Here is an 18,277-nt window from a genome sequence, read left to right as displayed (position 1 = left end):
AACACGTCGGTTCGGAAGGATTGCCATGCGTAAGCCGCTTCTAAGTCTCGTCGCCGTGCTGGGTCTGGCGGCCTGCGCGAGCCAGCCGATGATGGAGCCCCCGCCGCCACCGCCGTCTGGGCCCGTCGCGATCGCGCTTCCCGCCAATATCGCTGCGGCGCTGAGCGATCCTTCGCGGCCCGCCGCCGACATGATCCGCGACAAGGATCGTCATCCTGGCGAGATTTTGGCCTTCGCCGGCGTGAAGAGCGGCGCGAAGGTGGCTGACCTGATCCCGGGCGGCGGCTACTTCACGCGGATCTTCTCGAAGGCTGTTGGGCCCAAGGGCAAGGTCTACGCCTACGTGCCCGATGAGCTGACAAAGCTGGCCAAGCGCGAGCCTGCTGTGAACGCGATCGCGCGCGATCCGGTCTATTCAAACGTTCAGGTGATCCTCAACACGCTTCCGAATTTCGGGGCGCCCGAGAAGCTGGACTTGGTGTTTACGGCCCAGAACTATCACGACATGCACAACAAGTTCATGGGCCCCGCCGACCTGGGCGTCGTGAACCGCCAGGTGTTCCGGGCTCTGAAGCCGGGCGGCGTCTATCTGGTGCTGGACCACGTCGCAAACGCCGGCTCGGGCTTGCGGGACACGGAGACGCTCCACCGCATAGATCCTGCAGTGGTCAAGGCCGAGGTGACGGCCGCCGGCTTTGTCTTCGAGGGCGAGACGCGGGTGTTGCGTAACACCGCCGACCCTCGCGCCGCCAACGTCTATGACGCAGGCATTCGCGGGAAGACCGACCAGTTCGTCTACAAGTTCCGCAAGCCTGTTCGCTAAGAAAGCCGAACAGGATCAACGATAAGAGCCGCGCCCATGAGGCGCGGTTCGCTTTTGCAGGGAGTTCCGGGATGACGCGTATCGCCTTTATCGGCCTAGGCAACATGGGCGGCGGCATGGCCGCGAACCAGGCGAAGGCTCAGCATCAGGTCCGTGCTTTCGACCTTTCGGCGACCGCTGTCGCGCGCGCCGTGGCTGCGGGGTGCCTTGCGGCCGATTCGGTCGCTGAGGCGGTGGCGGACGCCGAGGTGGTCATCACCATGTTGCCGGCGGGGCCGCATGTGCGAGTGGTCTATGGCGAGCAGATCCTCGCCCATGCGCCGAAGTCCGCCTTGCTGATCGACTGTTCGACGATTGATGTCGACAGCGCCCGCGCTGTAGCCAAGCAAGCCGCTGAAGCCGGCTTCCGTTTCGCCGATGCGCCGGTATCTGGCGGGATCATGGCCGCCGAGGCCGGGACGCTGGCCTTCATGGTTGGCTGCGCTGCCGAGGACTTCGCCGCTGTCGAGGCCGCCCTGGCGCCGATGTCGCGAGTGACCATTCATGCTGGCGATCATGGAGCGGGCCAAGCCGCCAAGATCTGCAACAATATGCTGTTGGGCGTCTCCATGCTGGGGACCTGCGAGGCCTTCGCCTTGGCGGAGAAGCTCGGCCTGGCGGCCGATCGCTTCTTCGAAATCGCCAGCAAGTCTTCAGGTCAGTGCTGGTCAATCACGTCCTATTGTCCCGTTCCGGGCGTGGGGCCTCAGACGCCAGCCGATCGCGGCTATGAGGGGGGCTTTGCCTCGGCGATGATGCTGAAAGACCTGAAGCTGGCTCAGGAAGCGGCGGCCCGCGCCGGCGCCTCCACGCCCATGGGCGCACAGGCCGAGGCGCTGTACGCGCTATTCGACGCCAACGGCTTCGGCGGCAAGGACTTTTCGGCCGTCATCGAGTTACTGCGCGGAAGGGTGGCCGATCTGCATTGAATCGGCCATGCGGCGATAACTTAGGGCGTGTATTGAGAAACTCGATGAGGGCCATCAGGCCTTTCGATTTGCTAGGTAAACGCCCTTAGATGGACACTGCGGGCGACTGGTGCGAAAAGCCGAGCCTGGACTTAGGGGACCGCCGACCCGCCTGGGCGGTGGTTTAGAGATCGACATGGACTACAAAGCCGCGTTCCGCAGCGCCGTTGAGCAGATCCGCGAAGAGGGTCGCTACCGGGTGTTCGCCGACCTGAAGCGTCAGCGCGGCCAGTTCCCGCGCGCGACCTGGACACGCCAGGACGGCTCCGAACAGGAAGTCGTTGTCTGGTGCAGCAACGATTATCTCGGTCAGGGCCAGAACCCGGTCGTGGTGGACGCGATGAAGGCCGCTGTCGATGAGCACGGCTCGGGTTCGGGCGGCACACGCAACATTTCCGGCACCAACCACGACCACGTCCTGCTGGAGCAGGAACTGGCTGACCTTCATGGCAAGGAAGCCGGTCTGCTGTTCACCTCGGGCTACGTCTCGAACGAAGCGACGCTGTCAGTCGTGCAGAAGATCCTGCCCGGCCTGATCATCTTCTCGGATGAGTTGAACCACGCCTCGATGATCGCGGGCATCCGCAACGGCGGTGGTCCTCGCAAGATCTTCAAGCACAACGACCTAGCGCATCTGGAGCAGCTGCTGGCCGAAGCGCCGGCCGACGCTCCGAAGCTGATCGCCTTCGAGAGCGTCTATTCGATGGACGGCGACATCGCCGATCTCGCCGGCACTGTGGCGCTGGCCAAGAAGTACGGCGCGATGACCTATCTCGACGAGGTCCACGCGGTGGGCATGTATGGTCCGCGCGGCGGCGGCGTCGCCGAGCGTGACGGCCTGATGGGCGAGATCGACATCATCGAAGGCACGCTGGGCAAGGCGTTCGGTGTGATGGGCGGGTACATCACTGGCGACGCCGAAGTGATCGACGCGATCCGCCTGATGGCGTCGGGCTTCATCTTCACGACGTCCCTGCCGCCAGCCTTGACGGCAGGCGCGCTGGCCAGCGTCCGCTGGCTCAAACAGCATCCGGAAGTGCGCGAAATTCATCAGGAGCGCGCCGCGACCCTGAAGGCCATGTTCAAGGCTGCGGGCCTGCCGGTGATGGACAGCGTCAGCCACATCGTGCCTGTGCTGGTCGGTGATCCGGTGCACTGCAAGATGATCAGCGACATGCTCCTGGCCGATTTCGGCGTCTATGTGCAGCCGATCAACTACCCGACCGTGCCGCGCGGTACGGAGCGTCTGCGCTTCACGCCGACGCCGTTCCACACCGACGACATGATGCGCAAGCTGGTCGCGGCGATGGAGAAGCTCTGGGCTCACTGCAACGTCGCCCGGATGGGCGGCTACGCGGCCTAGAGGGGAAGACGAGCACTTTCAGCTTCCGACGCGCCCAAAGCCATAGAAACCAAGAACGCCGCTGGAGGCCAGCGGCGTTCTTTTTCGTATCTCGTAGCTCAACTGCCTCGCCGCACGCCCTTGCCAAGACCGATTTGCTTGGCGAAGTCCGAACGTCGAGCCGCGTAGGCCGGCGCCACCATCGGATACTCAGGCGGCAGGCCCCATTTGCGACGATAGTCTTCAGGGCTCATGTCGTAGTGAGAGCGCAGATAGCGCTTGAGCATTTTCAGCTTTTTGCCGTCCTCGAGGCAGACGATGTAGTCGTGTTGCACGGAGCGGCTTACGGGAACAGCGGGCTTAGCTTTTTCTGCGGGGCGTGGCGCCTCAACCCCATTGTTCAGCGTAGCCAGCGCCTCGTGAACAGTTCGGATCAGGTCTGGGATGGCCGCTTGAGCGACTGTGTTCTGACCGACATAGGCCGCCACGATCTCCGCGCTGAGCCCCAGAATGTCGACGTCGTTGCTGTTCGCCGCATCTGTGCTTCCGCCGCCCTGAGACGCCATGAGATACCCCACTCCTGTTGTTATCGCCGCCGTTCGTGCAGGGGCGAGACGCGCCCTGCGGCACGACAACGCGCAACATCCCGAGTGGTTCCGAGATTGATCGCTGCGCCTATCCCGTTAAAGAGGGCGCCTCTGCCGACTCCCCGCAACGCCAGGAGAGCGTGATGACCCAAACTGACCTCAGCGCCTTTTTCGGCGCGGACCTCGCCACCGCGGACCGCGACATCTTCGATCGCATCGGTCGCGAGCTGGGTCGCCAGCAGAACCAGATCGAACTGATCGCCTCGGAGAACATCGTCTCCAAGGCTGTGCTAGAGGCTCAGGGCTCGATCCTGACCAACAAGTACGCCGAGGGTTATCCGGGCAAGCGCTATTACGGCGGCTGCGAATATGTCGACGAGATCGAGACCATCGCGATCGAGCGCGCCAAGGCGCTGTTTGGGGCGGCCTTCGCCAATGTGCAGCCGCACTCGGGCTCGCAGGCCAACCAGGCGGTCTTCATGGCGCTGCTGCAGCCGGGCGACACGTTCCTGGGCATGGATCTCGCCGCCGGCGGCCATTTGACGCACGGCAGCCCCGCCAACCAGTCGGGCAAGTGGTTCAAGCCGATCTCGTACTCGGTCCGGCAGCAGGACCAACTGATCGACTACGACGGCGTGGCCGAGATCGCGCAGCGTGAGAAGCCGAAGCTGATCATCGCCGGCGGCAGCGCCTACAGCCGCGAGATCGACTTCGCCAAGTTCCGCGAGATCGCCGACTCGATCGGCGCCTACCTGATGGTGGACATGGCGCACTATGCGGGCCTGATCGCCGGCGGCGCCTACGCCAACCCGATCCCGCACGCCCATGTGGTGACCACCACGACGCACAAGACCCTGCGCGGTCCGCGCGGCGGCATGGTGCTGACCAATGACGAAGCGATCATCAAGAAGGTCAATTCGGCGGTGTTCCCCGGCCTGCAGGGCGGTCCTCTCGAGCATGTCATCGCGGCAAAAGCTGTGGCGTTCGGCGAGGCGCTGCAGCCTTCGTTCAAGGACTATGCGCGACAAGTTGTCGCGAACGCTCGGGCTCTGGCCGAGGCGCTGCTGAAGTCGGGCGTGAACATCGTGTCTGGCGGCACCGACAGCCACCTTATGCTAGTCGACCTTCGTCCGAAGGGCGTGACCGGCCGCGACGCCGAGCACAGCCTCGAACGCGCTTACATGACCTGCAATAAGAACGGTGTTCCGTTCGACACCGCGCCGTTCACGATCACCTCGGGGATCCGCCTGGGAACGCCCGCCGGGACGACGCGCGGCTTCAAGGAAGCCGAGTTCACTCGTGTCGGCGAACTGATCGGCGAAGTCGTGAATGGCTTGGCGGTCAATGGTCCTGACGGCAACGCATCGGTTGAGGCCAAGGTCCGCGAAGAAGTGCTGGCCTTGACGGGCCGCTTCCCGATCTACAACTAATTGGGTGATTGCGCCGCGGAGGGGGCTAGATCATGCGTTGCCCGTTCTGTGGCCATGCCGAGAGCCAGGTCAAGGATAGCCGCCCGTCGGAAGACGGCGCGGCCATCCGTCGTCGTCGGATGTGTCCTGAATGCGGAGGTCGCTTCACGACTTTTGAACGCGTTCAGCTGCGCGAACTCATCATCGTCAAGCGTTCCGGGCGGCGGTCGCCGTTCGATCGGGACAAGCTCGTAAGGTCGGTGGGTCTCGCAACGCAGAAGCGTCCGGTGGATCCCGAACGCGTCGAACGCATGATCAATGGCATCGTTCGCCAGCTTGAAAGTATGGGCGAAACGGAGCTTCCGTCTTCGACTGTGGGCGAAATGGTGATGAAGGCGTTGAAATCTCTCGATGACGTCGCCTATGTCCGCTACGCGTCCGTTTACCGGGATTTCAAGGAAACCAGCGACTTCGCCAAGTTCCTGACCGAGGAAGGTCTGAGCGACGGCGGCGAAGAAGAGCCATAATCCGTTAATCCAGATGTGTGTTTGTAAGGTCACGCGGCGCGCGTGGCCGTGGAGAGTTGAGCTAGATGGTTGAAGAGAATATCCGCCTGCTGATCGTGGAGGGCCGAAGTCATTCGGGTATCTCCGACGAACTGCTGCGCGGAGCCACACAAGCCATCGAGGCGCAGGGCGCAGAGTACGACGTGATTACCGTGTCCAGCGCGCTGCAGATCCCGACCGTGATCGCCATGGCGGAGGACGCGGGGCACCGGCCTGTCGGCGTGCGCTATGACGGTTACATCGCCTTGGGTGTCGTCATCCGGGGCGAGACCTACCATTTCGAGCTGGTCGCCAATGAAACCGCCCGAGGCCTGCAAGACCTGGGTGTCGCCAAGCGGATGCCCATCGGATTTGGCGTGCTGGCGGTTGATGACGAAGCCCAAGCCTTGATGCGGGCGCGGGTCAGCGAAGGTGATCGAGGCGGGGCGGCGGCCAAGGCCTGCCTGGAGACAATCGCCCTGAAACGTCAACTGCTGGGGCAGACTCGATGAGCGGCGCACGTATTCAACCGCGCTCTGTAGCGCGTCTCGCGGCTGTGCAAGCCCTCTATCAGATGGAAGTTTCGGGCGCTGGCGTCGACTCCGTCATCCGCGAGTTTGGCGAGCATCGCTTTGATCGGGATGTCGAGGGCGAACAGCTCGCGGCGGCCGACGAGACCTTCTTCGCCGACCTCGCGAGAGGCGTCGTGGCGAATCAGAACAAGATCGATCAGGGCATCGTTAAGCGCCTAGCCTCGGGCTGGCGGCTTGAGCGGCTGGATGCGACGGCCCGCGCGGTGCTTCGCGCCGGAGCGTTCGAGTTGATGTACCGACCCGACGTTCCGACCGAAGTGGTCATCAATGAATATGTAGAGATCGCGAAATCCTTTTTTGAGGGTCCCGAGTCAGGCTTCATCAACGGCGCCCTCGACGCGATCGCCCGTGATGCACGAGACTGACGAAGAAGACTGGTTCGCCGAAGACGACGCTGCGGCCCCCGCAGCGGCGCCGGCGACTGAATTCGATCATATCGCGCGGTTGTTGCGGCCGCTGACGCGGGGCGACCCTGTCGCGCTGGATCTTCTGGACGACGCAGCCGTGCTGCCGTCCAGGCCGGGCTACGACCTGGTCATCACCAAAGACGCGATGGTCGCGGGCGTTCATTTCCTCGCTGATGAAGCGTTGGACGTGGTGGCAAGAAAGCTTCTGCGCACCAACCTGTCTGACCTCGCCGCCAAGGCCGCCGAACCCTACGGCTATTTCCTGGCGGTCGGATGGCCCTCCGGCTCTGACGTGGCCTCCCGCGAGACGTTCGCCAGGGGACTGGCCGAGGACGGAGCCGCCTTCGATATCTCACTTTTGGGGGGAGACACCGTCACGACGTCCGGTCCCCTGGTCGTCTCCGCGACCTTCTTGGGGTGGGCGCCGCAGGGCGAGACTATCCTTCGCCGCGGCGCTAAGCCCGGCGACAGGTTGATGGTTTCTGGCACGATCGGCGACGGCTGGTTGGGCCTTCTGGCGCAGTGGGGCGAAGTGGTGGATGCGGACGGGACGATGCTGCGCCGCTATCGCCAGCCCGAGCCGCGCGTGACGTTGCGCGACGCCATGCGGGTGCACGCGAAGGCCGCCGCTGATGTTTCCGATGGGCTGCTGGCGGACAGCAGCCATATCGCCAAGGCCAGTGGTTGCCGGGTCCGTGTCGATCTGGAGCGCCTGCCGCTGTCGCCGGGCGCTCAGGCCTGGCTGGATCAGCAGCCCGAACAGGTCGAGGGGCGGATCTCGCTGGCGTCTGGAGGCGACGACTACGAGATCGTCTGCGCCGTCGATCCCAATGAGGCCTGGGCCTTTCGCGTCGCCGCAGCCGCCGCAGGTGTGAAGGTCAGCGAGATCGGTGAATTCGTCGAAGGCGAGGGGGTTTCGGCCTACTACAAAGGCCGCGACGTCACGCCCTCGCGCCTCGGTTGGCTTCACGGCTAGCGCCGCGATTAGGCATATTTCAAGGCCTCTGGCGTAAATGCTGGGCGCATGAGCCTGCGAAACATTTCTAAGCGCCGCATTCTGATGACCGCCGCTTTCAGTGCTGTGGTCATGATGGCTGGTCCCGCCCTAGCTCTGGAAGAGAAGAAGGAGGGCGGCGGACAGGCGCTCGACCCGACCTACAAGCTGGGGTCAATGACTATTCCAGTCATCGCCAATGGCCGGATCGTCAACTACGTGTTCGTGGCCATGACGTTGAAGCTGACCTCTGGCACCGATGCGTCCACTTTCAAGGACAAGGAGCCGGCTCTCCGCGACGCCATTGTGCGTGCGGCTTACAAAACGCCGTTCACGCGCGCCGATACGTGGAAGGAGGTGGACGGGCCTCGTCTGACGACCTTCGTGCTGAGTCAGTGCGCTGTCTTGCTCGGCAAGGGCAAAGTGGCGTCAGTTGAGATCGTCAAGCAGATCCCGCGGCAGCAGTTGATGCCGCCCAAATCCTCCGGCGCGGCTCAGGCTGATAGGGAAGTCTTGCGCCCCTGATTGGGGTTTCGCTTAAGCTTCCACGCGGCAAACGCTTGTTTCGAGCCGGGTTGCGCGCCCCCCGACCATCTGACAGTCTCGTTCGGATGACGCTGTTCCGGGTGTCATTCTAGGGAGCATCGAGGGGGTACGAGGCCAAAGGCCCGCCCGTCGATCAGGGTGGCGGGTTTGACATGCGTCATTCCTCCGGCGCTCGGATCGACGTCCCCTCGTGATTGAGAAACGCGAAGGGGCGAAGAACTAATGAGTCTTTGGCTTTATCTGGCCATTGCGGCCGGGCTTCTGGCGGTGCTGTACGGCGCCGTGCAGACAGCGAGTCTAATGCGGGCCTCAGCCGGCAACGCGCGCATGCAGGAGATCGCCGCAGCGATCCAGGAAGGCGCGCAGGCCTATCTGAACCGCCAGTACACGACGATTGGTATCGTCGGTGTGGTCGTCGTCGCCGCTTTGGCGTTCTTCTTTAAATCCTGGGAGCAGCCGGTGGGCTTCGCGCTGGGCGCGGCGCTGTCAGGCGCAGCGGGCTTCGCAGGCATGCTGATCTCGGTGCGCGCCAACGTCCGCACCGCCCAAGCCTCCTCCGAGAGCCTCGCCAAGGGCCTGTCGATGGCCTTCACCTCCGGCGCCGTGACCGGCATGCTGGTGGCCGGCTTCGCCTTGCTCGGCGTGGCGGGCTACTACTACGTCCTGCTCTCGACCGGCCACGAGGCCACCGATCGGGTCGTGGTGGACTCGCTCGTCGCTTTGGGCTTCGGGGCTTCGCTGATTTCGATCTTCGCCCGTCTGGGCGGCGGCATCTTCACCAAGGGCGCCGACGTGGGCGGCGACCTGGTGGGCAAGGTAGAAGCCGGCATTCCGGAAGATGATCCGCGCAACGCCGCAACGATCGCTGACAACGTCGGCGACAATGTCGGTGACTGCGCCGGCATGGCCGCTGACCTGTTTGAGACCTACGCGGTGACCACGGTCGCCACGATGGTTCTGGCGGCGATCTTCTTCCGCGGGACCGAAGCCGTCAGCGCGATGATGCTGCTGCCGCTGGCCATTTGCGCGGTCTGCATCGTCACCTCGATCATCGGCGCGTTCTTCGTTCGCCTGGGCAAGAGCCAGAACATCATGGGCGCGCTTTACCAGGGCCTCATCGTGACCGGTGTGTTGTCGATCCCGGCGGTCTGGTACGTGATCCACCAGCTGGTCCCGAACGCTGTCGAAGTGGACGGCCGCTCCTACGGCGCTGATGCGCTGTTCTACTGCGGCTTGGCCGGCCTGGTCGTCACCGCCGCCATCGTGATGATCACCGAGTACTACACCGGCACAGGCTTCCGCCCGGTCAAGTCGGTGGCCCAGGCGTCGGTCTCCGGCCACGGCACCAACGTGATCCAAGGCCTGGCGATGTCTCTTGAGGCTACGGCTCTGCCGGCCCTCACGATCATCGTCGGCATCGTGGTGACCTATAATCTCGCGGGCCTTTTCGGCATCGCTATCGCCACCACGACCATGCTGTCGCTGGCGGGCTTCATCGTCGCGCTGGACGCCTTTGGCCCGGTCACCGACAACGCCGGCGGTATCGCCGAAATGGCCGGTCTGCCGCCGGAAGTCCGCGTCACCACCGACGCGCTGGACGCCGTGGGCAACACCACCAAAGCCGTCACCAAGGGCTACGCGATCGGTTCGGCCGGTCTCGGCGCGCTGGTGCTGTTCGCCGCCTATACCGAAGATCTGAAGTTCTTCTCGGCCAATGCTGCGCCTGGCAGCTTCTTCGACGGCATGGGCGCGGTGACCTTCGACCTGTCCAACCCATATGTCGTTGTGGGCCTGCTGTTCGGCGGTTTGCTGCCGTTCCTGTTTGGCGGCCTGTCGATGACCGCCGTCGGTCGCGCCGCCGAGTCGGTGGTCGCCGAGGTGCGTCGTCAGTTCCGCGAAAACCCCGGCATCATGACGGGCGAGGTCAAGCCGGAGTACGGCAAGGCCGTGGACATCCTGACCAAGGCCGCCATTCGCGAAATGATCGTGCCGAGCTTGCTGCCGGTCGTCTCGCCGGTGGCTCTGTTCTTCGTGATCCAGGCCATCGCTGGCAAGGTCGACGCCTTCGCGGCCCTCGGCGCCATGCTGATGGGCGTGATCGTCACCGGCCTGTTCGTCGCCATTTCGATGACAAGCGGCGGCGGCGCCTGGGACAACGCCAAGAAGGTCATCGAAGAAGGCTTCACCGACAAGAACGGCGTCCTGCACAAGAAAGGCGGCGAGACGCACAAGGCCGCCGTCACCGGCGACACCGTCGGCGACCCCTACAAGGACACCTCTGGTCCGGCCGTGAACCCGATGATCAAGATCACCAACATCGTTGCCCTGCTGCTGCTGGCGGTCTTGGCGCACGGCGCCTGATTTCTCTGAGAGTAGTCTGAAACGCGAACGCCCCGGAGCTCGCTCCGGGGCGTTCTGCTTTGATCCGCGACGACAGCGACTGCGCGCACGCTCAGTAGATGTCTTCGAGGTCCATCTCTTCAAGCGCGTCCTGGACAGCGGCTGGCGCCGCGCCACGGCGCTCTGCGCCCTGGAAGTCGTGGTCGATCCTGCGGCGTCGGCACGGTCCGAAGTACCCGCTGACGCGCACAAAGGGGCGCGGATTGTTGATGATCTCGTTGATCCTGTGCATCACGCCCCGTGCGGTCAAAGGCTTCGCGAGAAACTCCGTCACGCCAGCCATCCGCGCCTCGTTCAGGGTGCGCTGCGTTGCGTGGCCGGTCATCATGATGATGGGCACGAAGTGGTTCGGGCTCGCGGTGGACGTGCGCACCCAGCGGATAAACGCCAGGCCATCCACCGGCTGCATCATCAGGTCGGTGAAGATGATGTCGATTTCCTGGGTCTGAAAAATCTTCAGGCCTTCGAGACCGTCGTTGGCTTCACGAATCCGACGGACCCCGGCCGCCTTCAACATCGTGCCGACCACCTTGCGCATGTTCGCGTTGTCGTCGACCAGCAGGACCGACACATCGCGGAAATCCATTCCCTCCACAAAGCGCCTCCCTCGTTATCGTGAATTCGAGCCGTGAAATCTTGGCGGCTGGAGTCGAGGAAACATCGGATTGAGTTGATAGAGTCTTTCAACTGCCCCTTGGGACTCGAATTGGGGTGGTGAAACGCGCGTTGAGAATAAAATCCCGCGCCTCATCTTGCCATTTTGAGTGGTGCTTCTGAGTTATCGATCACCAGCGCGCGAAAAAGGCCGCCTACCAGACGGTGGGCGGCCTGTTCTACAGTCGACTTGTCGACTTTGGTCTATCGATTGCCGGGGCGTTGGCCTGGAGCGGTATCGTCCTGAGGTAGCATGCCGCCGCGTCCGACGTTCCCGAGCAGCTGCTCGAGAATGGTCATCTCGCGACCACGGGTCGGCGTCTCGCGGCCGTTGTAGGCGATGACCTTTCCGTCCTGCAGCGTGTAGGTGTCCACCGAGGCGACCTTCTCGTCGGCCGGGTTGAACTTGATCGCCACGACATCGCGCTTGATCACGCGGGGCATGTAGAAGGCCACACGATCCGTCGTTTGCGAGATGTAGTACCAGGTGTTGTTGTCAAAGGTCGAAACCGCCGACGGCGAGCCAAGCTTCTCCATGAGCGTGGACTTGCTGTCCTCACCGACCTTCATCTCGGCCGGCTTGGCCTCGATGGCTTGGAATCCGGAGTAGCTTGTCAGCGGCGTGCACGCCGAGGAAGCGAGCGCCAAGGCCAGGACGGCGGCGGCGAAAACGGCGGGGCGAGACATCAAGGCTCCGAACCGGAAAAATGCAGACTTTGACCTATCGCCCGCGCGGGCTTAGTTCAATGCCCGCGTGAACGCGGACTCTGCGGATAGCGGTATGTCGCGGCGAAATCGAGGCGTTTGAATGTTTCTGGACAGGTGGCTGAAGCCGAGACCCGCAAAGCTGGCGGGGGCTAAGCTCTATGCGTCCGCGGTTGGGCAGGCCCGATCCGCGACCTTCTATCGCGACTACGGTGTCCGTGACTCGCTGGAGGGGCGCTTTGAGCTCTTCAGTCTTCACGTCATTTTTTTGATCGAGCGCTTGAAGGGGCAGGGCGATGCGGCGGCCGAGACCTCGCAGGCTGTGTTCGACGCCTATGTTAAGGGGCTCGACGACGCGTTTCGCGAGATCGGTGTGTCCGACACTTCCGTTGGAAAAAAAATGAAGAAGCTTGCGGGCGCGTTCTATGGCCGGTTGAAGGCCTATGACGAAGCGGTCGAAAGTCTACCGGATACGGTTGCGACCTCCGGGCTGATGGCGCGGACCGTGCTGGAAGAGCGCGGGGAAGGCGAAGCGGCGGCGCTGACCGCCTACGTGGCGAGAACGCGCGAAGCGTTGACGGCCCAGCCGCTGGACGCCTTGCTACAAGGAGATGTGACTTGGCCAACCCCGTGACCGCCCCCTGGCCCTGCGAGATTTCTTTGGCTCAGGTGGATCGCGGCGCGGTCAGCCTGCGGCTTGAGCCATCGGCTGATCAGCGCAAGGCGATCGCCAGGCAACTCGGTTTGGTCAGGCTAGAGGCCCTCAGCGCGGAGGTTCATCTTGCTTCATGGCTTGATGGCGCCAGCATCTCGGGCGTGCTTCGCGCGCGTGTGGTCCAGACTTGCAGCGCAACAGCCGACGACTTCGAGACGCCGATCGATGCGCGTTTTTCCCTGAAGGTCCTTCCTGCGAACAGCGAGAACGCGCCGCAGGAGGAGTTCGGTGACCTCGGCGCGGATCCCGATGGCGACGATCCGCCGGATGTCCTGGAAGGCGAGGCGATCGATGTCTCGGGCTATGTCGTCGAGCATCTGGCTTTGGAGCTGGACCCGTTTCCCCGCAAGCCAGGCGCGGTGTTTGTCCAGCCCCCGGAGCCGACGGAAATCTCGCCCTTCTCGGCCTTGAAGGGGCTCAACCTTAAGAGCGAGGAAGACTGACGTCGCCCGTGAAAGGGCCGCGGCGATTGGGCCGCGCGACGCCTCTTGAAGGGGGCGGTCCTGCCTCCTCGGGCGGGTTAGGTCCGACTCGCCTGCTTGCGTGATAATCACGCGGATGTATCGTCCGCCGCCTTGAGGGCGGCGCGACCGCCTGCCGGAGCTCAAAGCGCCACGTGTCACAATCCCTCGTCATCTCCGTCGACGCCATGGGCGGCGACCACGGCCCTTCCATCGTTGTCCCCGGGATCGCTCAAGCACTGAGAGCTCTTCCAGGCGTACGCTTTCTGCTCCACGGCGATAGCGCTGCGATCGAGGCCGAACTGGCGAAGTGTCCCGCCGCCAAAGCGGTGAGCGAGGTTCGCCACTGCGACAAGGCTATCGGCATGGACGAAAAGCCGGCCCAGGCCATGCGCCGGGGCAAGGGCTCCAGCATGTGGAACGCCATTGAAGCCGTTCGCGAGAACCAGGCCCAGGCCTGTGTGTCCGCCGGCAACACCGGCGCCCTGATGGCGATCTCCAAACTGATCCTGCGTATGGGCGCCGAGTTGGAGCGGCCGGCGATCGTCGCCAACTGGCCGACCATGAAAGGCGTCACGACCGTCCTGGATGTCGGCGCCAATGTGGAGAGCGACGCTTCCCAGCTCGTGGAGTTCGCCATCATGGGGGCGGCCTTCCACCACGCCGTTCACGGCGCCAAAAGGCCCACGGTCGGGCTTCTGAACGTGGGTTCCGAGGACCAGAAGGGCCATGAGGAGGTGCGTGAGGCGCACGCCATTCTGCGGGAAACCACGCTGGATTTTGACTACCATGGCTTCGTCGAGGGCAACGACATCGCTCATGGCACCGTCGATGTGGTGGTGACCGACGGCTTCACCGGCAACGTCGCCCTCAAGACCGCCGAGGGGTTGGCGCGCTTCTTCTCGAACGAGATCAAGTCGACCTTGACCTCCGGGCCGTTGGCCATGTTGGGCGCTCTGATCGCTTCAGGCGCGCTGAAGAAGATGCGCCACCGCCTTGACCCCAGCCGCGTAAACGGAGCGCCGCTGCTGGGCCTGAACGGCATCGTCGTAAAAAGCCATGGCGGCGCGGACGCCAGTGGCTTCGCCTCGGCCCTTCGGGTGGCGACCAACCTCGCGCGCAGTGATTTTCGCGCCGAGATCGATAGAAATCTCAAGCGCCTGACCGCTACGGCGGCCATAACCACGCCCGCGGACGGGCAGGGCCCTGGCGCAGACGCCCAAGGAGCGGCCGAGTGAGCGTAGTGCGAAGCGTTGTAACGGGCGTCGGCGCCTATCTGCCGCCCAAGGTCGTGACTAACGACGATCTCGCCAAGTTCGTCGACACCAGCGACGAGTGGATCGTCGAGCGCACCGGCATTCGCCAGCGCCACCAAGCGGCGGACGATCAGCCCGTGTCGGATTTGGCGTTCGAGGCGGCCAAGGAAGCGCTGGCGGCGGCGGGCAAGACGGCGGCCGATCTCGATCTGATCATCGTCGCCACGACGACGGGCGACCTGACGTTCCCGGCTACGGCTACGATCGTTCAGCGCAAGCTCGGCGCACCGGTGGGTGTCGCCTTCGACGTCCAGGCCGTCTGCTCCGGCTTCGTCTATGCGTTGAGCGTGGCTGACGGCTTCGTCGCGCGCGGCCATGCCAAGTGCGCGCTGGTGATTGGCGCCGAAGCGATGACGCGTCTGATGGACTGGAGCGATCGCGGGACTTGCGTTCTCTTCGGCGACGGCGCTGGCGCTGTTGTGCTCGAACCGAGCGAAGGCGAGGGGACCACTGACGATCGCGGCATGCTTGGTTTCGCCCTTCGCGCGGACGGGACAAAGCAGGATCTCCTCTATGTCGACGGCGGACCGTCGACGACCGGGACCGTCGGCAAGCTGCGCATGCTGGGTAATCAGGTGTTCAAGCACGCGGTCGTCAATATCTCCGAAGCGATCCGCGCGGCCGCCGACAAGGCAGGCGTGGCCGTCGCCGATGTCGACTGGTTCATCCCGCACCAGGCCAACCAGCGCATCCTTCAGGGCGTGGCCCATCGCTGCGGCATTGACGAGGAGAAGGTCATCTCCACCGTGGCGATCCATGCCAACACCTCCGCCGCCTCGATCCCGTTGGCCTTCGCGCACGGGATCAAGGATGGCCGAATCAAGAAGGGCGACCTGCTGCTTCTTGAGGCGATGGGCGGCGGGCTGACCTGGGGCGCTTGCGTCATCCGGCTATAGGTTGATCTGAAGTCGTTATCGCCTTGCGCGATCCTCTGTCAGGGCATGAACTCCTGGCGTTGAGTCTTTGACTTCATGCGGTAATCGCGGCATGAGGTCGTCGGTGAACCTACGCGCGGTCAGTTGAGGGCGGCCGCACGACTCCAGGGTTCGCCGCGAGTGCTCCATCTAGAGCGGCCGCTTGGTCGCTGCGATACGCGTGAAGGGGGTTGCATGAAGGGCGCTACTTTGACCCGAGCCGACCTGTGTGAGGCGGTTCATGAGGAAGTCGGGCTGACCCGCCAGGATTGCGCAGGGCTGGTCGAGCGCACTCTCGATCTCGTCGCTGAGGCGCTGGAGCAAGGCGAGACCGTCAAGTTGTCAGGTTTCGGGGTCTTCCAGGTTCGCGCCAAGCGCGCTCGCATGGGGCGCAACCCTAAAACCGGCGAACCAGCCGAGATCGAACCGCGTCGCGTGATCGGTTTCCGCGCTTCTCAGGTCATGAAGGCGCGTATCGACCGCGCTCTGGGCGACTAGGGACTGTTTGCGGTGGCGAAGGGGCCTAACGCCTTCCGCACGATCTCAGAAGCCGCCGAGGAGCTTGGCGTCCCTCAGCACGTGCTTCGCTTCTGGGAAACAAAGTTTTCTTTCATCCGACCGATGAAGCGCGCCGGCGGGCGCCGGTTCTATCGGCCCCAGGATATCGCCGTGCTCAACGGCGTCCGCGCGCTGCTGCATAGCGAAGGCCTGACAATCAAGGGCGTCCAGAAGCTGCATCGCGATCAAGGGCTAGCGCACGTCATCGCCGCAGGTCTGGGTTCGAACGGCTCGGCGAGCCTGGACTCCGGCTTTGACTATGAGACGCCCCGTGGAGAGGCGGCCAGGGTCGATGAGCGGCGTGATCGATTGGCCTTCGCGCTAGCTGACCTCACCGCCATCAAATCCCGCCTCGACGGACTTTTGGCGCGCGGTTGATTTCTGCCCAAATCGGTGTTGCCCAAGGGCAGGGCGGCGCCTATAAGGGCGCTCCTTCCGCGTCGGAGCGTGGCGCAGCCTGGTAGCGCACTTGACTGGGGGTCAAGGGGTCGCAGGTTCGAATCCTGTCGCTCCGACCATTTCCTTCGGGAAAGCGTGGAAGATCAAAGGCCGCCCGTAAGGGCGGCCTTTTTCGTATGCCGTGCTATCGCACGCCGGTGTCGAGAGGCTGGTCCGCCTTGCCCATCCAGCTGATGAGCGGGATCACCGGCATTATCCAGCCCATACCCAGGGCCACGAAATAGACCAGATGTACGAAGCGGTTCTGCGGCAAGTGGTCGTAGAGGCTGGTGAAGATCCAGATCCACGCGAACAGAATCACCATGACGCCGATCGAGCCGATCAGCTTCCGCAGGCGTGCGGGAATCAGGCGGGGAGGATTTGAGGGGGCGTTCACGTAGGTCTCCGAACGAGGCCAAGAATGGACAGGAACAGGATCGCGCCGACACTGGACACGATCAGTTCGCCGACGAACCCCGCCAGATGCAGGTCTATCCGCGAGGCGATGAAGGCTCCGATGAATGAGCCAACGACGCCGATCAAGAGCTTGATGAACAGCGAGTGGCGGCGCGCCAGGACGATATCCGCGATCCATCCCGCCAGAATGCCGATCACTGCAGCCGCGAAAACCCCCATTCCGCTCATCGATCGCTCCGCAATGTCCGCGCCTTGCGTTCTTTCGCACGAAGCGATGGCCCCGTCATGTCGGGCCACAGAGAGATTGATGCAGTCCATTCTCAGGCGTAGGGAGAGAACCGCCGCAATTCGGCCCACAAGTGACGCTTTTCCGACCCCATGACGTCTTTCCTGCGTTCCGACCGCTCGCGACCCGTTGCGATCTGGCTCTTCATCGTCGCCGCAATGGTGTTCGCCATGGTGGTCGTTGGAGGAGCCACCCGCCTGACGGACTCAGGCCTCTCGATCACGGAGTGGAAGCCCATCATGGGCGCTCTCCCGCCCATGTCGGAACAGGCCTGGCGCGAGAGCTTCGAGCTCTACAAGCAGATACCGCAGTACCAACTGGTGAACCCCGACATGACCCTTGAGGCGTTCAAGGGCATCTTCTGGTGGGAATGGGCGCATCGCCTCCTTGGGCGCGTCGTCGGCGCGGCCTTCGCCATTCCCTTTGTCGTGTTCCTGATCCGCAAGGCCATTCCCCGGCGCCTGATCTGGCGTTGCGCAGCCATGTTGGGGCTGGGCGGTCTGCAGGGGCTGGTCGGCTGGTGGATGGTCTCCAGCGGGTTGTCGGAGCGCGTATCCGTGGCTCCCGAACGGCTGATGACCCATCTGGGCCTCGCCCTCGCCCTTTTTGTTTTGCTGATCTGGACAGCGTTGGACGCCTGGAACGGCTCACCGCGCGTCGAGGAGCGCAGTCCCTGGCGGGGATGGGCGCTGGCCTTTCTGGGCGCGGTGTTCTTCCAGAGCCTGCTCGGGGCGCTCGTCGCCGGCAACGATGCTGGGTTGGTGTACAACGACTGGCCGTTGATGAACGGACGCTTGTTCCCAAGCGATTATATCGGCGCGGGTTTCTGGGGCACGCTGGCTCACAGTCAGGCGGCCGTCCAGTTCAACCATCGAGTTTTCGCCTACGCGCTGCTGGTCGCAGCGATTCTGATGGCGGTTGTGGCCAAGCGTGACCGGCTGTTGGTCGCCGACGCCAAGGGGGTCGCGGTCGCCGTCGCCGTCGTGGTCTGTCTGCAGGCGGCCCTGGGCGTCTGGACCCTCGTGGCGGCCGTGCCCATCAGCCTGGGCGTGGTGCACCAGGCTGGCGCTGCAGTGTTGCTGGCGGTGGCGACCACCTTCGCTTGGCGGGTCCGCCGCCCGTAAGAGCGTCGGCGCCGCGAGCAAGGCTTGCGGCGCTGT

21 protein-coding genes, 1 tRNA gene and 1 pseudogene are annotated in these 18,277 nt (G+C 63.8%); 18 read left to right on the top strand and 5 right to left on the bottom strand.

Annotated elements, in window-relative coordinates:
• Positions 1-25 precede the first annotated feature (25 nt).
• The 3 genes and pseudogenes from ACT53N_RS02375 (at position 26) to hemA (ending at position 3,193) form a co-directional block, all read left to right on the top strand.
• Positions 26-823: a class I SAM-dependent methyltransferase gene (locus ACT53N_RS02375; protein WP_476062371.1), complete on the top strand. Its 798-nt coding sequence runs from the start codon at positions 26-28 to the stop codon at positions 821-823.
• A gap of 11 nt (positions 824-834) precedes the next feature.
• A pseudogene (mmsB, locus tag ACT53N_RS02370) lies at positions 835-1,791 on the top strand (3-hydroxyisobutyrate dehydrogenase); the annotation flags it as partial.
• Positions 1,792-1,966: 175 nt separating this feature from the next.
• Positions 1,967-3,193 carry a 5-aminolevulinate synthase gene (hemA, locus tag ACT53N_RS02365; protein WP_476062370.1) on the top strand — a complete coding sequence of 409 codons (1,227 nt, stop codon included), beginning with the start codon at positions 1,967-1,969 and terminating at the stop codon, positions 3,191-3,193.
• A gap of 98 nt (positions 3,194-3,291) precedes the next feature.
• Here the strand turns inward: hemA and ACT53N_RS02360 are convergent, their stop codons facing one another.
• Positions 3,292-3,738, bottom strand: a complete 447-nt coding sequence (locus ACT53N_RS02360) for a Ros/MucR family transcriptional regulator (RefSeq protein WP_476062369.1) — start codon at positions 3,736-3,738, stop codon at positions 3,292-3,294.
• A gap of 164 nt (positions 3,739-3,902) precedes the next feature.
• Between ACT53N_RS02360 and glyA the strand changes: the two genes are divergently transcribed.
• The 7 genes from glyA to ACT53N_RS02325 all read left to right on the top strand — a co-directional run bounded on the left by glyA (position 3,903) and on the right by ACT53N_RS02325 (position 10,614).
• Positions 3,903-5,189, top strand: coding sequence for a serine hydroxymethyltransferase (gene glyA / locus ACT53N_RS02355; RefSeq protein ID WP_476062368.1), 1,287 nt, complete (start codon positions 3,903-3,905; stop codon positions 5,187-5,189).
• Positions 5,190-5,221: 32 nt separating this feature from the next.
• Positions 5,222-5,695 (top strand): transcriptional regulator NrdR, encoded by a 474-nt coding sequence (nrdR, locus tag ACT53N_RS02350; protein ID WP_062099500.1) that lies wholly within the window; start codon positions 5,222-5,224, stop codon positions 5,693-5,695.
• A 65-nt stretch (positions 5,696-5,760) separates the two neighbouring features.
• Positions 5,761-6,225 (top strand): 6,7-dimethyl-8-ribityllumazine synthase, encoded by a 465-nt coding sequence (gene ribH / locus ACT53N_RS02345; RefSeq protein ID WP_476062367.1) that lies wholly within the window; start codon positions 5,761-5,763, stop codon positions 6,223-6,225.
• Positions 6,222-6,671, top strand: a complete 450-nt coding sequence (gene nusB, locus ACT53N_RS02340; RefSeq protein WP_310211750.1) for a transcription antitermination factor NusB — start codon at positions 6,222-6,224, stop codon at positions 6,669-6,671. Before ribH ends, nusB begins: the two co-directional genes overlap by 4 nt.
• A complete protein-coding gene (gene thiL / locus ACT53N_RS02335) occupies positions 6,658-7,689 on the top strand; it encodes a thiamine-phosphate kinase (RefSeq protein ID WP_476062366.1) in 1,032 nt (343 codons plus the stop codon). Before nusB ends, thiL begins: the two co-directional genes overlap by 14 nt.
• A 48-nt stretch (positions 7,690-7,737) precedes the next feature.
• Positions 7,738-8,232, top strand: a complete 495-nt coding sequence (locus tag ACT53N_RS02330) for a flagellar basal body-associated FliL family protein (protein ID WP_476062365.1) — start codon at positions 7,738-7,740, stop codon at positions 8,230-8,232.
• Positions 8,233-8,475: 243 nt separating this feature from the next.
• A complete protein-coding gene (locus ACT53N_RS02325) occupies positions 8,476-10,614 on the top strand; it encodes a sodium-translocating pyrophosphatase (protein WP_310211744.1) in 2,139 nt (712 codons plus the stop codon).
• A 91-nt stretch (positions 10,615-10,705) separates the two neighbouring features.
• Here the strand turns inward: ACT53N_RS02325 and ACT53N_RS02320 are convergent, their stop codons facing one another.
• Positions 10,706-11,248, bottom strand: a complete 543-nt coding sequence (locus tag ACT53N_RS02320; protein ID WP_476062364.1) for a response regulator — start codon at positions 11,246-11,248, stop codon at positions 10,706-10,708.
• Between the two features lie 263 nt (positions 11,249-11,511).
• Positions 11,512-11,994: an outer membrane protein assembly factor BamE gene (locus ACT53N_RS02315; protein ID WP_476062363.1), complete on the bottom strand. Its 483-nt coding sequence runs from the start codon at positions 11,992-11,994 to the stop codon at positions 11,512-11,514.
• Between the two features lie 121 nt (positions 11,995-12,115).
• On the opposite strand from ACT53N_RS02315, the gene ACT53N_RS02310 reads away from it, so the two are divergent.
• From ACT53N_RS02310 to ACT53N_RS02280, 7 genes are all read left to right on the top strand, one after another.
• Entirely contained in the window at positions 12,116-12,646 is a 531-nt protein-coding gene (locus ACT53N_RS02310; RefSeq protein ID WP_476062362.1) for a ubiquinol-cytochrome C chaperone family protein, read from the top strand.
• Positions 12,631-13,170 carry a YceD family protein gene (locus ACT53N_RS02305; RefSeq protein ID WP_476062361.1) on the top strand — a complete coding sequence of 180 codons (540 nt, stop codon included), beginning with the start codon at positions 12,631-12,633 and terminating at the stop codon, positions 13,168-13,170. Before ACT53N_RS02310 ends, ACT53N_RS02305 begins: the two co-directional genes overlap by 16 nt.
• Before the next feature lie 173 nt (positions 13,171-13,343).
• Positions 13,344-14,426, top strand: coding sequence for a phosphate acyltransferase PlsX (plsX, locus tag ACT53N_RS02300; protein ID WP_476062360.1), 1,083 nt, complete (start codon positions 13,344-13,346; stop codon positions 14,424-14,426).
• Positions 14,423-15,400: a beta-ketoacyl-ACP synthase III gene (locus tag ACT53N_RS02295; RefSeq protein ID WP_476062359.1), complete on the top strand. Its 978-nt coding sequence runs from the start codon at positions 14,423-14,425 to the stop codon at positions 15,398-15,400. Before plsX ends, ACT53N_RS02295 begins: the two co-directional genes overlap by 4 nt.
• A 213-nt stretch (positions 15,401-15,613) precedes the next feature.
• Positions 15,614-15,916: an integration host factor subunit alpha gene (locus tag ACT53N_RS02290; protein WP_096051474.1), complete on the top strand. Its 303-nt coding sequence runs from the start codon at positions 15,614-15,616 to the stop codon at positions 15,914-15,916.
• Positions 15,917-15,928: 12 nt separating this feature from the next.
• Complete coding sequence (locus ACT53N_RS02285; RefSeq protein ID WP_476062358.1) at positions 15,929-16,354, top strand: MerR family transcriptional regulator; 426 nt, start codon at positions 15,929-15,931, stop codon at positions 16,352-16,354.
• 63 nt (positions 16,355-16,417) lie between these two features.
• Positions 16,418-16,494 (top strand) — tRNA-Pro (locus tag ACT53N_RS02280).
• 65 nt (positions 16,495-16,559) lie between these two features.
• Here ACT53N_RS02280 and ACT53N_RS02275 read toward each other — a convergent pair.
• Both ACT53N_RS02275 and ACT53N_RS02270 read right to left on the bottom strand, forming a co-directional pair.
• Complete coding sequence (locus ACT53N_RS02275; RefSeq protein WP_476062357.1) at positions 16,560-16,811, bottom strand: DUF2842 domain-containing protein; 252 nt, start codon at positions 16,809-16,811, stop codon at positions 16,560-16,562.
• Complete coding sequence (locus ACT53N_RS02270; protein WP_476062356.1) at positions 16,808-17,059, bottom strand: GlsB/YeaQ/YmgE family stress response membrane protein; 252 nt, start codon at positions 17,057-17,059, stop codon at positions 16,808-16,810. Before ACT53N_RS02270 ends, ACT53N_RS02275 begins: the two co-directional genes overlap by 4 nt.
• A 150-nt stretch (positions 17,060-17,209) precedes the next feature.
• Between ACT53N_RS02270 and ACT53N_RS02265 the strand changes: the two genes are divergently transcribed.
• Complete coding sequence (locus ACT53N_RS02265) at positions 17,210-18,241, top strand: COX15/CtaA family protein (RefSeq protein WP_476062355.1); 1,032 nt, start codon at positions 17,210-17,212, stop codon at positions 18,239-18,241.
• The last annotated feature ends 36 nt before the right edge of the window (positions 18,242-18,277 follow it).

It is taken from the genome of Caulobacter sp. DMC95 (assembly GCF_056313785.1).
The sequence above is the reverse complement of the archived record's forward strand: the minus strand, read 5'-3'. Positions and strand labels throughout refer to the sequence as shown.

Coding starts and splice junctions, on each gene's coding strand:
- ACT53N_RS02375 (WP_476062371.1), top strand. CDS start 26: ATGCGTAAGCCGCTTCTAAGTCTCGTCGCCGTGCTGGGTCTGGCGGCC.
- hemA (WP_476062370.1), top strand. CDS start 1,967: ATGGACTACAAAGCCGCGTTCCGCAGCGCCGTTGAGCAGATCCGCGAA.
- ACT53N_RS02360 (WP_476062369.1), bottom strand. CDS start 3,738: ATGGCGTCTCAGGGCGGCGGAAGCACAGATGCGGCGAACAGCAACGAC.
- glyA (WP_476062368.1), top strand. CDS start 3,903: ATGACCCAAACTGACCTCAGCGCCTTTTTCGGCGCGGACCTCGCCACC.
- nrdR (WP_062099500.1), top strand. CDS start 5,222: ATGCGTTGCCCGTTCTGTGGCCATGCCGAGAGCCAGGTCAAGGATAGC.
- ribH (WP_476062367.1), top strand. CDS start 5,761: ATGGTTGAAGAGAATATCCGCCTGCTGATCGTGGAGGGCCGAAGTCAT.
- nusB (WP_310211750.1), top strand. CDS start 6,222: ATGAGCGGCGCACGTATTCAACCGCGCTCTGTAGCGCGTCTCGCGGCT.
- thiL (WP_476062366.1), top strand. CDS start 6,658: ATGCACGAGACTGACGAAGAAGACTGGTTCGCCGAAGACGACGCTGCG.
- ACT53N_RS02330 (WP_476062365.1), top strand. CDS start 7,738: ATGAGCCTGCGAAACATTTCTAAGCGCCGCATTCTGATGACCGCCGCT.
- ACT53N_RS02325 (WP_310211744.1), top strand. CDS start 8,476: ATGAGTCTTTGGCTTTATCTGGCCATTGCGGCCGGGCTTCTGGCGGTG.
- ACT53N_RS02315 (WP_476062363.1), bottom strand. CDS start 11,994: ATGTCTCGCCCCGCCGTTTTCGCCGCCGCCGTCCTGGCCTTGGCGCTC.
- ACT53N_RS02310 (WP_476062362.1), top strand. CDS start 12,116: ATGTTTCTGGACAGGTGGCTGAAGCCGAGACCCGCAAAGCTGGCGGGG.
- ACT53N_RS02290 (WP_096051474.1), top strand. CDS start 15,614: ATGAAGGGCGCTACTTTGACCCGAGCCGACCTGTGTGAGGCGGTTCAT.
- ACT53N_RS02270 (WP_476062356.1), bottom strand. CDS start 17,059: ATGAGCGGAATGGGGGTTTTCGCGGCTGCAGTGATCGGCATTCTGGCG.
- ACT53N_RS02265 (WP_476062355.1), top strand. CDS start 17,210: ATGACGTCTTTCCTGCGTTCCGACCGCTCGCGACCCGTTGCGATCTGG.